This window comes from Streptomyces sp. NPDC020898 (genome assembly GCF_044333925.1).
Lineage (GTDB): Bacteria > Actinomycetota > Actinomycetes > Streptomycetales > Streptomycetaceae > Streptomyces.
On the sequence record NZ_JBIRRV010000009.1, the window covers coordinates 115657 to 132192 of the forward strand.

Here is a 16536-nt window from a genome sequence, read left to right on the forward strand (position 1 = left end):
GCGAGGCGCTGCCATACTTACGACGCCGTAGGTTACGCAACCGTAGGGAGCCCGAGGATCCGAAGGCCCCCCTCGGATTCGGTACCCCGGCATCTGACTGGACCCATCACCCCCCAGGGGACGCGCATGACCACAAGCTCCGAAGCGATCGAAGACGCTTCGAACGCTCCCGACGGCACCCCACTGCCCTCCGCCACGCTCGGTGGCGAGAAGAAGCGTTCGATCGAACAGATCACGCTCCTTCTCTTCATCACCGTCCCCTTCCTCGCGGTGCTGGCGGCGGTGCCGCTGGCGTGGGGCTGGGGGGTGAGCTGGCTGGACCTCGGCCTGCTCGTCTTCTTCTACTTCCTGGGCTGCCACGGCATCACCATCGGCTTCCACCGCTACTTCACCCACGGTGCCTTCAAGGCCAAGCGGCCGCTGCGCATCGCGCTCGCGATCGCCGGTTCGATGGCGGTGGAGGGCCCGCTGGTGCGCTGGGTGGCCGACCATCGCAAGCACCACAAGTTCTCGGACGCCGAGGGTGACCCGCATTCGCCGTGGCGGTTCGGGGAGACGGTTCCGGCGCTGCTGAAGGGCCTGTGGTGGGCCCACATCGGCTGGATGTTCGACGAGGAGCAGACCCCGCAGGACAAGTACGCGCCGGACCTGATCAAGGACAACGCCATCCGGACGATCTCGCGCCAGTTCCTCCTCTGGGCGGGGATCTCCGTGATGCTCCCGGCGCTGATCGGCGGCCTGGTGACCATGTCGTGGTGGGGCGCGTTCACGGGCTTCTTCTGGGGCTCCCTGGTCCGCGTCTGCCTCCTCCATCACGTCACCTGGTCGATCAACTCGATCTGCCACGCGGTCGGCAAGCGCCCCTTCAAGTCGCGGGACCGCTCGGGCAACGTGTGGTGGCTGGCCGTCCTCTCCTGCGGCGAGTCCTGGCACAACCTGCACCATGCCGACCCGACGTCCGCGCGGCACGGTGTGGAGCGCGGGCAGATCGACTCCTCGGCGCGGCTGATCCGCTGGTTCGAGAAGCTCGGATGGGCCTATGACGTGCGCTGGCCGTCACGCTCGCGTATCGATTCCCGTCGAAACACCGATCCGGACGGCTCCCGGCGCCGGAAGGAGCCCGCGAAGGCGGCATGATTGACGCGTGGTGACCGACTCCAGCAGCATCCCGAGCAATGAGAAACCGCGGCGCCCCCGCCGCACCCGGATGACGGGTGCCGAGCGCCGGGCCCAGCTGCTGGAGATCGGCCGCACGCTGTTCGCCGCGAAGGGCTTCGAGGCCACGTCGGTGGAGGAGATCGCGGCCAAGGCCGGCGTCTCCAAGCCGGTGGTGTACGAGCACTTCGGCGGCAAGGAGGGCCTGTACGCCGTGGTGGTGGACCGCGAGATGCGGCGCCTGCTGGACATGGTGACGAGCTCGCTGACGGCCGGCCACCCCCGTGAACTGTGCGAGCAGGCTGCCTTCGCGCTCCTCGACTACATCGAGGAGCACACGGACGGCTTCCGCATCCTCGTCCGCGACTCCCCCATCCCCCAGTCGACGGGTTCCTTCGCGTCCCTGATCTCGGACATCGCCACCCAGGTGGAGGACATCCTGGGCCGCGAGTTCAAACGCCGCGGCTTCGACCCCAAGCTGGCCCCGCTCTACGCCCAGGCCCTCGTCGGCATGGTCGCCCTGACCGGCCAGTGGTGGCTTGACGTACGCCGCCCGAAGAAGGCCGAGGTGGCGGCCCATCTCGTGAACCTGGCATGGCACGGCCTGGACGGCCTGGAGGCGAAGCCGCGCCTGATAGGGCGACGGAAGGCTTGAGGGTGACTGCGGAGTGCTTCGGCTGACCGCGAGGTCGCCTTGTGGAACCGTGGGCGCATGACGGAGATCGCGATCAGCCAGGCCGGTTCCCAGCTCTACGAGCTCGTCCGCCGCGCGGCGGACGGCGAGACGATCGCCCTCACCGACGACGGGCGGGTGACCGCGCTGCTGGTCTCTCCCGAGGTCATCGCGGACCTCGAAGACTCCCTGGCCCTGGCCGACTACCAGCGTCGCAAGGCCGAGGGCACCCTCGGGCCAGGCATCCCGCACGCTGAGGTCAGGCGAATGCTCGGCCTCACCCAGTAGACACCGGCTCCAGAAACTCCAGCCGGTTCCCCGCCGGGTCGGAGGAGTAGAAGCGCCGGTGTCCCGGCAGGTCGCCGTCCCAGGTGACCGTCGCTCCACGGGCGGCGAGCAGCTCGGCGTACGCCTCGATGCCGACGACCCGCAGCCCCGGGTGCGCCTTCCTGGCCGCCCGGAAGTTGTCCTCCACCCCGAGATGCAACTCCACCGCCCCCGCCCGGAACCAGCACCCGCCGCGCGCGGCCAGTACCGGCGGCTTCGGGATCTCGGCCATCCCGAGGACGCCGACGTAGTACGCCCGCAGCGCATCCTCCGAGCCGGCCGGCGCGGCCAGCTGCACGTGGTCGACGGCGGCGATCACCGCTCAGCCCGCCTTCCGCGCCACCGCGAACAGCCGCTGGAACGGCAGCACCGTGCCGTACTCCGCCGCCGGATACACCGCACGCAGCAGATCGCGGTACTCGGCGACGAACGCGTCCCGGGCCTCCGGGTCGTCGGCCAGGGCGGTGAGCACCGGCAGCAGACCCGTCCCCTTGACCCAGTCCAGCACCGGGTCCTCGCCCCGCAGCACATGCAGATACGTCGTCTCCCACACGTCCGCCTCGCAGCCGAGCCGGGTGAGCCGGTCGAGGTAGACGAGGGGCGCGTGCACGGAGTCCTCGCGGCGCAGGACCTCGCCGAGCCGGCTCTTCCAGCGGGCGCCGGTGCCCAGTTCGCGCATCAGGGCGTGCAGGGGCGCGTCGAGGTTGTCCGGCACCTGGAAGGCGAAGGTCCCGCCGGGTGCGAGGGCGTCCAGCCAGGCCGGGAACGCGTCGAGGTGCCCGCCGACCCACTGGAGGGCCGCGTTGGAGACGATCAGGTCGTACGTCTCCCCGGCCTCCGCGGGCGCCCACGCCTCGGCGTCCGCGTAGGCGAAGTCGAGGCGGCCGCCGCCGGCTGTGGGACCGGCGTACTCCTCGGCCCTCTCCAGCATCGGCGCGGAGTTGTCGTACCCGGTGATGTGCGCGGTGGGCCAGCGGTCGGCGAGGACGGCGGTGGCGTTGCCGGGGCCGCAGCCGAGGTCGGCGATGCGGGGAGGCCCTGCGGGCGGTTCTGCGGGGAGGTCGGGGACGCGGGCGAGGAGGTCGGTGAAGGGGCGGGCGCGGTGGTCGGCGTGGCGGAGGTACTGGCCGGGGTCCCAGGTGGGGGTGGTGGCAGGCATGACTTCAGCCTGACAGCCGAATTATCTCGACGTCAAGAGACTTGATATCGACAAACTTCACATCAAGAGACTCCACATCGACACAACCACTACACTGATCGCCATGGAGGACGAGGTCGATCGGCTGGTCAGTGCGTGGCGCCGGGAGCGCCCGGACCTCGACGTGGAACCGCTCGAAGTACTCAGCCGGGTCAGCAGGCTGGCCCGGCACCTGGACCGCGCGCGCAGGCTGGCGTTCGCCGAGCACGCCCTGGAGCCCTGGGAGTTCGACGTCCTGACGGCGCTGCGGCGGGCCGGGAACCCGTACCAGCTCTCCCCCGGCCAGTTGCTCACCCAGACCCTGGTCACCTCCGGCACGATGACGAACCGCATCGACCGGCTGACCAAGAAGGGCCTGGTGGAGCGCCTCCCCGACCCCAGTGACCGGCGAGGCGTGCTGGTCCGCCTCACGACCGAGGGTCAGGACAGGGCGGACCAGGCGCTGGCGGGTCTCCTGGACCAGGAGCGCGCGATCCTGGCGGAGCTGTCCCGCGCCCAACGGGGCGAACTGGCCGGGTTGCTGCGCCAGTTGACGGCCCCGTTCGACAACATCCCCGGCTGAGCACCGGGTTGCCGGCCCGGTCAGGCGCTGCTGCTCTCCTCCACGCCGATCCGGACGGGGGGTCCCAGGTCGACGGGGCCGACGCCGGCCCGCCGGGCGAGGGCGACGGCGGCGAGGGTGGAGTGGACGCCGAGCTTGCCCAGCACGTTCTGCATGTGGGTGCGCACGGTGTGCGGAGAGAGGAACAGCCGCTCGGCGACGGCCTTCCGGCCCAGTCCGGCGACCATGCACCGCAGCACTTCCCGCTCCCTGGGCGTCAGCGACTCGACGAGCCGCTCGCTCTCGGTGCGGTGCTTGCGGGCGGCGGTGAGTTCGCGCAGTACGCCGGTGAGCAGAGCGGGCGGCAGATGCGTCTCGTCGCGGAGCACACCCCGTATGACGGTCAGCAGCCGGGACAGCGAGCAGTCCTTGGCCACCCACCCGGAGGCCCCCGCCTGGAGGGCGAGCGCGGCGCGTCGCGGGTCGTCCTTCTCGGCGAGGACGACGGTCCGTACGTGCGGATGTCCCGTACGGACGCCCGCGACCAGCGAGATGCCGTCGACCAGCCCTTCCTCGTTGCCCTCCTGCACGGGCACCGCCGACCGGACCCCGGGCACGTTGCCGCCCAGGTCGGAGTCGACGAGCAGGACGTCGAAACGACGGCCCTCGGCCACCGCGCGCTCCAGACTGCGCAGCGCGGCGGGACCGCTGCCGGCGGCGGAGACGTCGACGTCGGGCTCCGCGGCCAGTGCGGCGGCGAGCGACTCGGCGAAGATGCGGTGGTCGTCGACGACCAGGACTCGGATGCGAACCACTGAAACCCCCTTCCCCGAGCTCCTCTAAGAGCTGGGGACACCCAATCGTCGGGGGGACAACCCGTGCGGACACGACGCCCGGAGCAATCCCCGGCTGCTGTTTCTCGCCTGGGACGGGGCTTTTGCAGCCGAAGCCGCACAGCCGCCGCCGTGCGTTGACTGCTACCCCCACTCCGGGCGTCGTACCCGGCTGTCTCGCCCCCTGATCAGCACCGGCCCCCACCGGTGCTGTTCATCAGGGTACGGCCGGGAGGCAGGAGCGGAAGGTAATTCGCAGAACTGATTGGCCAGCACGTTTATGGTGTGCCGCATGTTTCGTATTGAGACAGAAGTCGACAAGGAATGGCTCACTCTGCTCCGGTCGCGGCTGCGGGAGGCGAACACGGCGGCATCACCGGTGCTCCGCGCTCTGCGCGGAACCCCCGGCGAACGCGAACTCCCCCTCCACGTATGGGCGTTGGACGGCGACGGAACCCTGGCCGGCGGCCTGGTCGGCCACACCTGGACGACCTGGCTGCACGTGCAGTACCTCTGGGTCGACACCCCGCACCGGGGCCACGGCCTCGGCTCCCGCCTCCTCGCGGAAGCGGAGCGCACAGCACACGAGGAGCGCGCGTGCGGAAATGTGCGCCTGGAGACATGGGACTTCCAGGCACCGGACTTCTACCTGAAGCAGGGGTACGAGGTGGTGTGCGTGATCCCGGACTACCCACCGGGGGTCACGGAGTACACGCTGACGAAGCGGTTGCTGCCAGGGACCTGACGGTCAGAGTTCGTTGAGCGTGTCCCGTGTGATGTCGACGTCGATGTCGTACGGCGCGGTGAGCTTGAGATGGTCGTGGTGGATGCCGGTGAGGGCGTACGTCTTGTTCACCGGGTCGATCTCGTAGGCACGGACGACCGGGTGCTGGTTCGGGTCGGACATCTCCACGAGCCAGAAGTACGGGATGCCGGCGGCGGCGTACTTACGGGGCTTGGCGTCACGGTCTCGGGCTTCGGAGTCGGGGGAGACGACTTCTACGGCGAGTACGAGGTCCTTGGCTACGAAACGGTCCTGATCGAAGCCGGTGACGGCCTCGGCACGGACCACGGAGAGGTCGGGCTGAGGTGCGTTGTGATCGTCGAGGACGACCGTCATCTGACGTTCGACCTTGAGATCTCGCGGAACCGTGCGACGCAGGCCGACGACCAGGAGGTCGGTCATGACGCTGTGAAACTGGGTCTGCGGACTCGGGAGGACCAGGCTGCCGTCGATGAGTTCGGTGCGCGTACCGAGGCCGGGCAGCGCGAACAGGTCGTCCACGGTGTAGGTAGGCGATTGCTCCATGGACGAGATACTCGGCCTGCGCTCTCACGGTAACGGCCGGAATCCGGCATCGTCATCACAAAGGGTGACGTGATGATCGGGAACCACCTGTTGGCGCCCACCGGCGGCCTTACCCCGGCCTCAGGCAACACCAAGGTAAGTCTCAGGTAAGAGTCCTATCGTCCCGCCCCATGAGCATCCTGCGGAAGCTGAACTCCAAGCTCGCCGAGACGACCGGCTACCAGGTCCGCCGGGTACCCGCGCCCAAGAACGCCGCCACGGCAGGCACCCTGGACGCCGTACCGAAGCCGCGCGCGCCGCGTCCGGCGCGCCTTCCGGCCGTGCCCCGGCACGCCGTGGACCCGGAGGTGGACCGCCTCCTGGACCGCCCGGTCTTCGTGCTGGCCCCCGTGCGTTCGGGCTCGACGCTGCTCCGCATGATGCTGGGCGCCCACTCCCAACTGCACGCCTCGCACGAGCTGCATCTGACCGGCCTGGAGGTCTACTTCAAGTCCGGCAGCCCCACGGAGCGCTCCTTCGAGGCGCTCGGCCTCGGCTACGAGGATCTGGAGGGCCTGCTCTGGGACCGCGCCCTGCACCGGGAACTGGTCAAGTCGGGCAAGCCGTTCATCGTGGAGAAGACGCCGGGCAACACGTTCCAGTGGCAGCGCATCGCCGAGACCTGGCCCGACGCCCGCTTCGTCTTCCTGCGCCGCCACCCGGCCGCGGTGTCCCGCTCCTGGCACGAGGCGGTCCCCGACCGCACCCGCGAGGAGGCGGCGTCCCGGGTCCTCCAGTACATGGAGGCGATGGAGGAGGCCCACGCGAAACTCGGCGGCCACATCCTCACGTACGAGAACCTCACCGCCGACCCGGCCACCGAACTCCGCACCCTCTGCGACTTCCTCGACCTGGACTGGCAGCCCGGCATGCTGGACTACGGCACCAGCCTGGAGGGCGCGGTCCTGGGCGGCGGCTTCGGCGACTGGAACGACAAGATCCGGTCGGGGAGGGTACAGCCGGATCGGCCTGCGCCGACGGTCGAGGAGATACCTGAGGTGTTGCGGGGGATGTGTCGGGCTTGGGGGTACTTGTAGGCCGACGACGACCGGGGCTCAGCCGTACCAGGTCACGTTGCACACGTAGACGCACTCATGGCGGGGTACGGCGAGAAAGCTGATGAAGCCTCTGCCGCCGAGGAGATCGAACTCCCGCAGGCCGCCTTCCCTGTCCACAGGGCGGCCGACCCGCACGGAGTCCGGCCCGAGAGCGGCGAGTTCCGTCGCGAGCCGCTCGATCTCGGCGACGGCACCGGGAGGCAGTCCGCCGGTGATGTACTCCTCGCTCGGGTTGTAGTCCCAGGTCCAGTCGCTCACAGACCTGCCTCTGCCTCGGCCGCCTCGCGGATCAGTCGGATCTCGGTGATCGCGTCGGCCGGGTCCTCCTCGCCACCGTCCACGATCCGCTCCAGTTCACGCAGCCGGGCCGCCTGCTGAGGGTGCCGCTCGATGGCGACGAACACGGCCCACGAGTGCACGAAGGTCCGCAGGGGAGCGAGACTCTGGGTCTGCTGCGCGTTGGTCGTGGCCTCGAAGAGGTGCTGGGTGAGCGCGGGCACCCGACTCGGCGCGATCCGCGCGACCGCTGCCCGCAGCGCGTCGGGCGTCAGCTCGGGCATAGGGATCAGCGGTCCGTACGGACCGTCGGTCTGAGCGCTCACGGAGACCTCCGGTGCGGGTGGTGCGGTCTTCGTACGGTACCGGGAGCGGGGGTGGAGTGGCGGGAGTACGGAGGTGAGGGCGGCGGCCTTCATGCCGGGACTCCCCCAGCCGTACGCGCTGCGACCTCGGCCCAGACCTCCAGCCCTCTGGCCGACCTCCGCGTTCCCCACCGGTCGGCCAACGCGTCGGTGATCAGCAGCCCGCGCCCGCTTTCCTGCTGCGACACCTGTTGCCCGACAGCCAGGGGGACTGTGGGCGCACATCCGTTGCCCTCGTCGGTCACGCTGACCGTCAGTGTGTCGGTGGTGAGGGCGCACGCGACCATGATCGTACGGCTGTCGCTGTGCTCCAGCGCGTTCGCTACCAGCTCGCCGGTGATCGACTCCACGTCGTCCAGGGACTCCGGTGGCAGGCCCCACGCGGCGGCAACGACTCGTACCTGGCGCCGGGCGGCCGGTCCGGAGGCAAGGTCGTCACCGGGGAGGGAAATCAGGCAGAGGGTACGGGGGTCACCCGGGCCGAGATTCATCGTGCCGTACCCGCCCTCGGCCGCATCCGGACGAGCGCCACGGCACTCGGCGATGAGCAGCGCGTCGCGGAGTGCGTCGGCCAATTGCTCGGCCATTACGCCGAGTTCGGCACCCTTCGCCGCCCCGGGCACGGCGATCATCTCCCGGGTCCGGCCGAGGAGGCGGTTCGCGAGGCCGAGTTGGGCGGCCTCGATCCGGTCGGCGATGCGGGAGACGGGGCCGTTGCCGTCCGTGAGGAGGAGCGAGGCTCGGCCGTCGGTGCCGGTGGACGGCAGGAGTCGTACTCGGTTCGTTCCAGCGCAGTCCATTACGCCACCTCTCAGACACTCGGAGCTTCGATACGGGAAGCCTTCCATGGGATTCCCGTGAAGGAAATGAACATCACGGGAGTTCACTGGTGTGGGTGACAGACTTCGGATGGACGTCCGAGACCCTGAACCAGTCAATAAGGTCGGCCGGGTTGGTCGAGGACCCCGGTCAAAACGGCCGACTCCTCCGAGAGAAGGGCAGTTGGACATGACCGCCACGCAGACGGGTCCGGCCGGGCGCATGCAGATCGCGCGCGGCCTGGTCGCGCTCCGGGAGCGATGCGGGCTCACGCAGACTCAGGTGGCAGGTCGGGCAGGGGTGAGCACCACGACCGTGAGCCGCTACGAGACATGGCAGGACCGGGCACGCATCCGATGGGCCACGGTCAAGGCACTGGCCGACGCCTGTGACGCCACCGATCAGGAACGGGACGTCCTGGTCGACATCGCCAAGTCACAGACCGACGGCTGGTGGGTGGGGAACAGCGCGGTGCCGGATTGGCTGGATCCGCTGGTCTCCTTCGAGCACGAGGCGGCGTACGAGCACGTGTACGCGAACACCGTGATTCCCGGCCTGCTTCAGACGAAGGAGTACGCCCTCGCCATCCATCAGGCGCGCGAGGTGCGCAGTTCGAACGAAGAGATCGAGCGGATGGTGGCCGCACGCATCAAGCGCCAGGACATCCTGCGGCGGGACCCGGAACTGCACCTGTGGGCGATCCTCGACGAGGCGGTCCTGCGCAGAACGGTCGGGGACGACGGAATCATGGCCCGCCAGCTTGAGCATCTTCACGCGGTGTCGAAGAGCCCCAACATCGACGTTCAGATCCTGCCGTTCAGCGCCGGCGCTCACGCCGCGGGAGCCGGACACTTCGTGATCCTCGGCCGGGACGACGAGCGGGAACCCCTCAATTCCATGGCTGTCGTGTACATCGAGATGCGACGCCGGGGACTGTATCTCGATGACGCGGAGGACGTGGGTGCCTATAAGTTGACCTTCGACTACCTTCGTTCGCAGGCTGCCGACAGTACGGCCTCGTCGCGGCTGATCTCCGGAGCACGCCAGGAGCTGTCCACATGACTGACATAGCAACTCCCGCCGTGGATACGGCGGCTGCGACATGGATCAAGAGCAGCTACAGCGGCGGCGAGGGCAACGAGTGCGTCGAGGTGACCCACGCACAGTCCTGGGTCGGGATACGCGACTCGAAGGCACCCGGGCGCGGCACGCTCGCCATCAGCCCCAGTACGTTCACCATGTTCGTCAATGAGGTGAAGGCTCGCCCGGCCTCCTCGTGACCGTGAGGGATCTTTCCCGTACCGGTACTGGAGTTGTCGTCCCGGCTGCCGAACTGAGCTGACAGGCAGCTCGGTTCTCCATGGACATGCACGCGACGGCAAATGCGGCCCCACGGCCTTTTTTCGTAAAGCCCCTGCCTTCGCAGAACCCTCGTTGGAGTCTGGATCACCTCATAGATAGCGTTGGTTCACGTGAGCAACTCCCCCCACCTCACCAGGAGCCCAGAGTGAATCGCCCCGCCCGACTTGCGACGGCCGCGCTGACCACATCCGCAGCCCTGCTGCTGACCGCCTGCGGCGGAGGCAGTGACGACTCGTCCTCGGACGACATCAAGGGGGCGGACACAGGGTCGAGCAGTCCGTCGGCGTCTGTCTCAGCGTCCGCCGCGTCGAGCGCGAAGCGACCGGACATCACGCTGCCCAGCAGCTTTCAGGCGCAATTCGAGGGCTGGACGAACAGCGATCCCGAACTGCAGATCGCACTCAACGACGGCAAGGAGCGACTCAGGGCCTCGTACGCGGCGATTATCGCCAGCGCCCCCGAGTCGAGTGCGCTGGCCTTCTACAGCGGAACCTCCGCGATGAGTACCGGCTCCACCTGGGTCAAGGGCTACCAGGGCTTGACGATCATCGGCGAGGTCACGGTCAGCGACCCTCAGGTCGCTTACCTCGGCGACGCGAAGAAGCGTGCCACCCTCGTCTACTGCGTCGACGAGAGCAAGGGCTACAGCAAGGACCTCAAGACGGGGGAGACGGCCGGAACCCCCAAGGGTGAATCCCCCAAGGTTCAGTACCGGACGAGCCTGGGCAAGGAATCGAACGGCGTCTGGAAGACCATGACGGTCGAGACCAAGCCGGGGGCTTGCTGACCGTGGTTACCGCTTCCAAGGTTCGCACCGTTGCACTGATCTCCCTGGCGTTCGGAACCGCTCTGCTGTCGTCCCCCGCGACAGCACTCGGTTCCCCCGGGCACGAAGGCGAAGCAACTGGCGGCGCGCAGGGCAAACAGTTGTACGCCTCTGCCTCCCACAGCAACATCAAGGTCACCCAAGTCAGCGGCCCCACCGGCGGCAAGCGCGGCGGCATCTCGTCGACGGACGTGAACTGGAAGCCCCCGCCCTGCTGGTACGAGCCCGTGTTCACGCCGGAGCAGCTCAAGGAGTTCTCCGAGACGCCCCCCGCCCTGGGATACGTCAGCCCGCACGCGTCCTGGGGCGGGGTGAAGCTGTGGACGGACCACTACCGGGACCGCCAGGGCGCCCTCAACTTGAACGACGACTCCTTCTCGACCGCCGAGGGTTACGACAACTACAACCTCGGCAAGGACGGCTACTTCTGGCGCGGCGTCGCACCCGACACCGCCGACCCGGAATCCTGGGCCTGCGACCGCGTCATGTTCTGGCAGAACGCGGGCGAGATCCCCGAGATCGCCAACGCCCCCACCCCGAGGATCCTCGCCGAGTACGCCTACGACAAGGTCGAAGTCCCCAGTACCGAGATCGAGATGAAGCCGGAAGGCACGTCCACCGTGAACCTTCCGGCCTGGGTCTGGCTGGACAAGGGCACCTTCCAGGAGATCAAGGTCCGCGCCGAACTGCCCAACACCGGCCTGTGGGCCGAGACGACAGCCAGGCCCGTCGCCCTCCACCTGGCCCCGGGCACGGACGACGCCGTCACCTTCCCCGCTTCCGGTGACTGCCGGATCAACGCCGACAACTCGATCGGCACGCCGTACGCGGCGGGCAAGGCCGCCGAGACTCCGCCGTGCGGCTTCGCCTACCTCCGGGCCACCGGCGGCACCCCCTACCAGCTGAAGACCAGCATCACGTGGGAGGTCACCTGGCAGGGCAGCGACGGCTCAAGGGGCGACCTCCCGAACGGCACGTTCGAGACGACCCAGGACATCAACGTCCAGGAGATCCAGTCGGTCAACAGGTAAGCACGGCAGCCCGGGCGACGGTCACGAGGACGAACTGACGACTTCCTACACGTCAGCATTTTCCTTGGCAGGGGCCGGGGGCCGGGGGCCGGGGGCCGGGGGCCGGGGGCCGGGGGCCGGGGGCCGGGGGCCGGGGGCCGGGGGCCGGGGGCCGGGGACAGCCAATGCAGTTGCCTTTAGCGCCAGTGTCCGTTGCTCAACGCTGGTAGCCCCATGCTCCACGCCGACGCCGTGTCCGCCGAGGTATCAGCCAAGGTGCTGTTGGAAGAAGGCGGCTGCCTCCCTGCCGACCCGAACGCGGACAGTCGGGTCGGCAGGTTCCGGGGCGAAGAAGTCGTCGTGGCGGACATTGGGGCCGGCCGAGCCGCCACTCGCTGTGGGAATGTGCTCCAGATACGGCTTGGTGTCGACGTCGTACGGGTTGACCGTGTCTGCTCCACCCCAGCGGATGCCCACAGGCACCCGCACGGTTGCCAGGCTTTCCGGAGTCACGAGACTGCCCACTCCGGGGGCTACCTGGAAGACCGCCCGCACGCGGGGATCCGAGAGGTCTGCTGCGGCGGCATCCAGCACACGTCGTGACGACCCGTCCAGTGGATACTTCTTCCGCAGCGCATCCAGCGCGCCGGGGAACTCGGGGATCTCCGGCAGAGGGATCGTTCCCGTCAGTACAGCCCACAGGATCTGCGGATCGACACGGGCCCCGGCAAGCGCCGCCGCCGTGTAACCGCCGAGGGAGAAACCCGCCACACCGACCGGACCAAGGGGCTGTTCCTGGGCGAGTGCTTCGAGCGCGAAGGAGACGTCCCGGGGCCGTTCCCATATGTGGAGAAAGCCCTCCGGCTCGTAGCCGTCGACGTAGTTGTTGCCGTGATGATCAAGGGCAACAACCCGGAAACCCGCCTCGTGCAGCGGTCGTACCAGCCACTCCATGTTGCTGCCCGAACCTCCGGTGCCGTGAGAGACGACGACAAGCGGAGCGGGTGCTCCCTGTGGGCGGCTCGGCTCCCACAGGTAAAGACGGACAGGGCGCGGACGAGTCGGATCCCGCAGGTCACGTCGGGACTCGTCGTGCAGGACACGTATCAGCGGCTGTCCCTGTCCAGAGATCATCATGGCGACATCGTAGGGAGGTCGCCTGTCCTGAGTGCTGGTCTTCCAGCCCGGCGGGTGCTCTTCGGCTTCGCGGTCGGGTTGTGGGCCCAGCGGCCTGGCTGCACAGTGCCCCACCCCGTCACACGCGGGGCAACGACTTCCGCAGCTCAAAAGCAACTGCATTGGCCGGGGACAGCCCCCAGGCCCCGCCCCGCCCCAGCCGACACGCTCTACCGGCCCACCCTCACCGAACCCGCCGAGCCCCCGCCGAAGGCACCGCCGCAAACACCCGAGGCGCGACGTACCCGGCCGCGTCGAAGGCCGATTCCACCGCCTTGGTGATGCGCTCCGTGTCTCCCGCCTCGACCAGCACGATCGCTGAGCCGCCGAAGCCGCCGCCCGTCATGCGGGCGCCCAGGGCGCCGGAGTCGACCGCGGCCTCGACGACGAGGTCCAGCTCCGGACACGACACCCTGAAGTCGTCGCGCAGGGAGGCGTGGCCCTCGGTCAGGATCGGGCCGATCGCCCTCGTGTCGCCGCCCGACTTCAGGAGGCCGACGACGCGCTCGACGCGGTGGTCCTCCGTCACGACGTGGCGTACCAGGCGGCGTACCTCTTCCTCCTCGCCCAGGCGCTCCAGCGCCGCGTCCAGGGCCTCGTACGCCACATCCCGCAGGGCGTCCACGCCCAGCAGTTCGGCGCCCCGCTCGCAGCCCACCCGGCGCTTGCCGTACTCGCCCTCGCTGTGGGAGTGCTTGACCTGGGTGTCCACCACGAGCAGGCGCATGCCCTCGGCCGCGAGGTCGAAGGGGATCTGGTCCTGGGAGAGGTCGCGGGTGTCGAGGAAGAGGGCGTGGCCGTCGGTGCAGCATGCCGAGGCCGTCTGGTCCATGATGCCGGTCGGGGCGCCCACGTACACGTTCTCCGCGCGCTGGCACAGGCGGGCCAACTGCCAGGCGGGCAGGCCGAGTTCGTACAGGTCGTTCAGGGCCAGGGCGACCACGACCTCCAGTGCCGCCGACGACGACAGGCCCGCGCCCGTCGGTACCGTCGAGGTCAGGTGGATGTCCGCGCCGGCCGACACGGCAGTGTGGCCCGCGTCCAGCAGTGCCCAGACCACGCCCGACGGGTACGCCGTCCAGCTTCGGTCCGACTCCGGCGTCAACTCCCCTACCCGCAGCTCGACCACCCCGCCCTCGATGTCCGACGAGTGCAGGCGCAGGACGCCGTCCGTGCGGCGGGAGACCGCTGCCAGTGCCGTGTGCGGGAGGGCGAAGGGCATGACGAAGCCGTCGTTGTAGTCGGTGTGCTCGCCGATCAGGTTGACCCGGCCCGGCGCCGCCCACACTCCCTCCGGTGCCGACCCGTACAGCCCCTCGAAAACCTCGGCGACATCCGCAGTCGTCATGCCCGTCATGCCCTCTACCTCTGGCCTTTCTTCGTACGTTCCACTTGCTACTTGGCGTTGCGCTGCGCGAATTCCCACGCGTCCGCGACAATTCCCGCCAGGTCCGACCGGGTCGGGTTCCAGCCGAGGCGGGTCCGGGCGCGGTCGGCCGACGCGACCAGGACCGCCGGGTCGCCGCCCCTGCGCGGGGCCACGACCTCCGGGATCGGGTGCCCGGTGACCTGGCGCACCGTCTCCACGACCTCGCGGACGGAGAAGCCCTCGCCGTTGCCCAGGTTGCAGATCAGGTGTTCCCCCGGCTGGGCGGCCGTGAGGGCCAGCAGGTGGGCGTCCGCCAGGTCCGCGACGTGGATGTAGTCCCGTACGCAGGTGCCGTCCGGGGTCGGGTAGTCCTCGCCGTAGACCGAGATCGCGTCCCGCTTGCCCTGGGCCACCTGCAGCACCAACGGGATCAGGTGGGACTCCGGGTCGTGGCGCTCGCCCTGGGTGGCGTACGCGCCCGCGACGTTGAAGTAGCGGAGGGACACCGCGGCGAGGCCGTGGGCTGTCGCCTCGCTGGTGATCATGTGGTCGACGGCCAGCTTCGAGGCGCCGTAGGGGTTCGTCGGGGACGTGCGGGCCGTTTCGACGATCGGGGTCTCCTCCGGCTCGCCGTACGTCGCCGCCGTGGACGAGAAGACCAGCTTGCGGACGCCCGCCTCGCGCATCGCCGTGAGCAGCGCCATCGAGCCGCCGACGTTGTTGTCCCAGTACTTCTCCGGCTTGACCACCGACTCGCCCACCTGGGAGGAGGCGGCGAAGTGCAGGACACCGTCGAAGGAGGAGTCCAGCCACTTGGCGGCGTCCTTGATGTCGCCCTCCACGAACGTGGCACCTGCCGGGACGCCCTCCCGGAAGCCGGTCGAGAGGTTGTCGAGGACGACGACCTCGTGGCCGGCCTCCAGCAGGTGCTGGGCGACCACCCCGCCGACATAGCCCGCACCGCCGGTGACCAGGTACTTACCGCTCATGAACTCGCTACCTCTCGCAGTCGCTGGGCCGCGGACTCCGGCTGGATGTCGTTGATGAACACGCTCATCCCCGACTCGGAGCCCGCGAGGAACTTCAGCTTGCCGGAAGTACGTCGAATGGTGAAAAGCTCCAGGTGGAGCGCGAAGTCGTCGCGGTTGACGCTCTCGAACTCCTCCAGCGTGCCGAACGGCGCCTGGTGCCAGGCCGAGATGTACGGCGTCGCCGGCTCGCCCTCACCGAAGATCCGGTCGAAGCGCCTCAAGAGTTCCAGGTAGACCTGGGGGAACTCTGTGCGTGCCTCCTCGTCGAGGGCGAGGAGGTCCGGCACGCGGCGGCGGGGGTACAGGTGCACCTCGTACGGCCAGTGGGCGGCGTACGGCACGAAGGCGACCCAGTGGTCGGTCGCCAGCACGAGCCGTTCGCCCGCCAGTTCCTTCTCCAGGATCGCGTCGAAGAGGTTCTCGCCGCCCGTCGCCTCCTTGTGCGCGGCCACCGAGCGGAGCATCAGGGCCGTACGGGGGGTGGTGAAGGGGTACGCGTAGATCTGGCCGTGCGGATGGCCGAGGGTGACGCCGATCTCGGCGCCGCGGTTCTCGAAGCAGAACACCTGCTCGACGGAGGGGAGGTGCGACAGCTCCGACGTCCGGTCGGTCCACGCCTCCAGGACCAGTCGCGCCTGCTCCTCGGTGAGGTCGGCGAAGGACGAGTTGTGGTCGGAGGTGAAGCAGACCACCTCGCAGCGTCCGGAGTCGCCGGCCAGGGAGGGGAAACGATTCTCGAAGACGGCCACGTCGTACGAGGTGTCAGGAATCTCGCTCAGGCGGTCGCCCTCGGACGGGCACAGGGGGCACTCGTTGGCCGGGGGGTGGTAGATGCGGCCCTGGCGGTGCGAGGCGATGGCCACCTCGTCGCCGAGGAGCGGGTCCCGTCGGACCTCCGACGTGGTGACCGTGCGCTCCAGGGGGCGCCGGTCCACCGCGTCGCGCACTGTGTCGTCGCGGAGGTCGTAGTAGATGAGCTCACGACCGTCGGCGAGCCTCGTCGAGGTCTTCTTCACGCCGGACTCTCCATCCGTACCAAAACCTAGCTTCAAACAGAACCGAACACATCAAATCATAAATCCACAACCATGGGTATCCCAGAGCGAGACGTGACACGTCAGCGGAGCCGGAGTTCACGGGAACTCCGGCTCCGCAGTCTGGAGGTGAGG

Annotated in this window: 21 protein-coding genes; 10 read left to right on the plus strand and 11 right to left on the minus strand. The window is 68.9% G+C overall.

The window, feature by feature from the left end; all coding sequences use genetic code 11:
- The first annotated feature begins 126 nt into the window (after positions 1–126).
- From ACH4TV_RS27270 to ACH4TV_RS27280, 3 genes are read left to right on the plus strand one after another with little or no spacing between them, the layout of a single operon-like run.
- On the plus strand, positions 127–1137 hold the full coding sequence (locus tag ACH4TV_RS27270; protein WP_398402528.1) for an acyl-CoA desaturase: 1011 nt from the start codon (positions 127–129) through the stop codon (positions 1135–1137).
- A 7-nt stretch (positions 1138–1144) separates the two neighbouring features.
- Positions 1145–1810 carry a TetR family transcriptional regulator gene (locus tag ACH4TV_RS27275; RefSeq protein WP_398402530.1) on the plus strand — a complete coding sequence of 222 codons (666 nt, stop codon included), beginning with the start codon at positions 1145–1147 and terminating at the stop codon, positions 1808–1810.
- A 57-nt stretch (positions 1811–1867) separates the two neighbouring features.
- Entirely contained in the window at positions 1868–2116 is a 249-nt protein-coding gene (locus ACH4TV_RS27280) for a type II toxin-antitoxin system prevent-host-death family antitoxin (protein ID WP_398402532.1), read from the plus strand.
- Here the strand turns inward: ACH4TV_RS27280 and ACH4TV_RS27285 are convergent.
- Both ACH4TV_RS27285 and ACH4TV_RS27290 read right to left on the minus strand, forming a co-directional pair.
- Positions 2106–2474 (minus strand): glyoxalase, encoded by a 369-nt coding sequence (locus ACH4TV_RS27285; protein ID WP_398402534.1) that lies wholly within the window; start codon positions 2472–2474, stop codon positions 2106–2108. The two genes, ACH4TV_RS27280 and ACH4TV_RS27285, sit on opposite strands and share 11 nt — an antisense overlap.
- A gap of 3 nt (positions 2475–2477) precedes the next feature.
- On the minus strand, positions 2478–3314 hold the full coding sequence (locus ACH4TV_RS27290) for a trans-aconitate 2-methyltransferase (RefSeq protein WP_398402536.1): 837 nt from the start codon (positions 3312–3314) through the stop codon (positions 2478–2480).
- Between the two features lie 103 nt (positions 3315–3417).
- On the opposite strand from ACH4TV_RS27290, the gene ACH4TV_RS27295 reads away from it, so the two are divergent.
- A complete protein-coding gene (locus ACH4TV_RS27295) occupies positions 3418–3915 on the plus strand; it encodes a MarR family winged helix-turn-helix transcriptional regulator (RefSeq protein ID WP_398402538.1) in 498 nt (165 codons plus the stop codon).
- A gap of 20 nt (positions 3916–3935) precedes the next feature.
- Here the strand turns inward: ACH4TV_RS27295 and ACH4TV_RS27300 are convergent, their stop codons facing one another.
- Positions 3936–4709, minus strand: a complete 774-nt coding sequence (locus tag ACH4TV_RS27300) for a LuxR C-terminal-related transcriptional regulator (RefSeq protein WP_398402540.1) — start codon at positions 4707–4709, stop codon at positions 3936–3938.
- A gap of 310 nt (positions 4710–5019) precedes the next feature.
- On the opposite strand from ACH4TV_RS27300, the gene ACH4TV_RS27305 reads away from it, so the two are divergent.
- Positions 5020–5472, plus strand: a complete 453-nt coding sequence (locus tag ACH4TV_RS27305; protein WP_398402542.1) for a GNAT family N-acetyltransferase — start codon at positions 5020–5022, stop codon at positions 5470–5472.
- A gap of 3 nt (positions 5473–5475) precedes the next feature.
- On the opposite strand, the gene ACH4TV_RS27310 is transcribed toward ACH4TV_RS27305, so the two are convergent.
- Complete coding sequence (locus ACH4TV_RS27310; protein ID WP_398402544.1) at positions 5476–6036, minus strand: Uma2 family endonuclease; 561 nt, start codon at positions 6034–6036, stop codon at positions 5476–5478.
- Positions 6037–6206: 170 nt separating this feature from the next.
- On the opposite strand from ACH4TV_RS27310, the gene ACH4TV_RS27315 reads away from it, so the two are divergent.
- On the plus strand, positions 6207–7112 hold the full coding sequence (locus ACH4TV_RS27315; protein ID WP_398402546.1) for a sulfotransferase family protein: 906 nt from the start codon (positions 6207–6209) through the stop codon (positions 7110–7112).
- Positions 7113–7130: 18 nt separating this feature from the next.
- On the opposite strand, the gene ACH4TV_RS27320 is transcribed toward ACH4TV_RS27315, so the two are convergent.
- From ACH4TV_RS27320 to ACH4TV_RS27330, 3 genes are read right to left on the minus strand one after another with little or no spacing between them, the layout of a single operon-like run.
- The gene (locus ACH4TV_RS27320) at positions 7131–7391 is read right to left on the minus strand and encodes a hypothetical protein (RefSeq protein WP_398402548.1); all 261 of its coding nucleotides are present in this window, start codon (positions 7389–7391) and stop codon (positions 7131–7133) included.
- The gene (locus ACH4TV_RS27325; RefSeq protein ID WP_398402550.1) at positions 7388–7828 is read right to left on the minus strand and encodes a DUF6247 family protein; all 441 of its coding nucleotides are present in this window, start codon (positions 7826–7828) and stop codon (positions 7388–7390) included. Before ACH4TV_RS27325 ends, ACH4TV_RS27320 begins: the two co-directional genes overlap by 4 nt.
- Positions 7825–8574: an ATP-binding protein gene (locus ACH4TV_RS27330; protein WP_398402552.1), complete on the minus strand. Its 750-nt coding sequence runs from the start codon at positions 8572–8574 to the stop codon at positions 7825–7827. Before ACH4TV_RS27330 ends, ACH4TV_RS27325 begins: the two co-directional genes overlap by 4 nt.
- Before the next feature lie 208 nt (positions 8575–8782).
- On the opposite strand from ACH4TV_RS27330, the gene ACH4TV_RS27335 reads away from it, so the two are divergent.
- The 4 genes from ACH4TV_RS27335 (at position 8783) to ACH4TV_RS27350 (ending at position 11812) form a co-directional block, all read left to right on the plus strand.
- Entirely contained in the window at positions 8783–9655 is an 873-nt protein-coding gene (locus ACH4TV_RS27335; protein ID WP_398402554.1) for a helix-turn-helix domain-containing protein, read from the plus strand.
- Positions 9652–9873 (plus strand): DUF397 domain-containing protein, encoded by a 222-nt coding sequence (locus tag ACH4TV_RS27340; RefSeq protein WP_398402556.1) that lies wholly within the window; start codon positions 9652–9654, stop codon positions 9871–9873. Before ACH4TV_RS27335 ends, ACH4TV_RS27340 begins: the two co-directional genes overlap by 4 nt.
- A 227-nt stretch (positions 9874–10100) precedes the next feature.
- A complete protein-coding gene (locus ACH4TV_RS27345; RefSeq protein ID WP_398402558.1) occupies positions 10101–10742 on the plus strand; it encodes a hypothetical protein in 642 nt (213 codons plus the stop codon).
- The gene (locus ACH4TV_RS27350) at positions 10739–11812 is read left to right on the plus strand and encodes a hypothetical protein (RefSeq protein WP_398402987.1); all 1074 of its coding nucleotides are present in this window, start codon (positions 10739–10741) and stop codon (positions 11810–11812) included. The genes ACH4TV_RS27345 and ACH4TV_RS27350 overlap by 4 nt, the downstream gene beginning before the upstream one ends.
- A gap of 246 nt (positions 11813–12058) precedes the next feature.
- Here the strand turns inward: ACH4TV_RS27350 and ACH4TV_RS27355 are convergent, their stop codons facing one another.
- The 4 genes from ACH4TV_RS27355 to galT form a co-directional block, all read right to left on the minus strand.
- Positions 12059–12928, minus strand: a complete 870-nt coding sequence (locus ACH4TV_RS27355; protein ID WP_398402560.1) for an alpha/beta hydrolase family protein — start codon at positions 12926–12928, stop codon at positions 12059–12061.
- A 223-nt stretch (positions 12929–13151) separates the two neighbouring features.
- A complete protein-coding gene (galK, locus tag ACH4TV_RS27360; protein ID WP_398402989.1) occupies positions 13152–14315 on the minus strand; it encodes a galactokinase in 1164 nt (387 codons plus the stop codon).
- Positions 14316–14362: 47 nt separating this feature from the next.
- Positions 14363–15325 carry a UDP-glucose 4-epimerase GalE gene (gene galE, locus ACH4TV_RS27365; protein WP_398402562.1) on the minus strand — a complete coding sequence of 321 codons (963 nt, stop codon included), beginning with the start codon at positions 15323–15325 and terminating at the stop codon, positions 14363–14365.
- Positions 15322–16383: a galactose-1-phosphate uridylyltransferase gene (galT, locus tag ACH4TV_RS27370; RefSeq protein WP_398402564.1), complete on the minus strand. Its 1062-nt coding sequence runs from the start codon at positions 16381–16383 to the stop codon at positions 15322–15324. The genes galE and galT overlap by 4 nt, the downstream gene beginning before the upstream one ends.
- Positions 16384–16536: the final 153 nt, after the last annotated feature.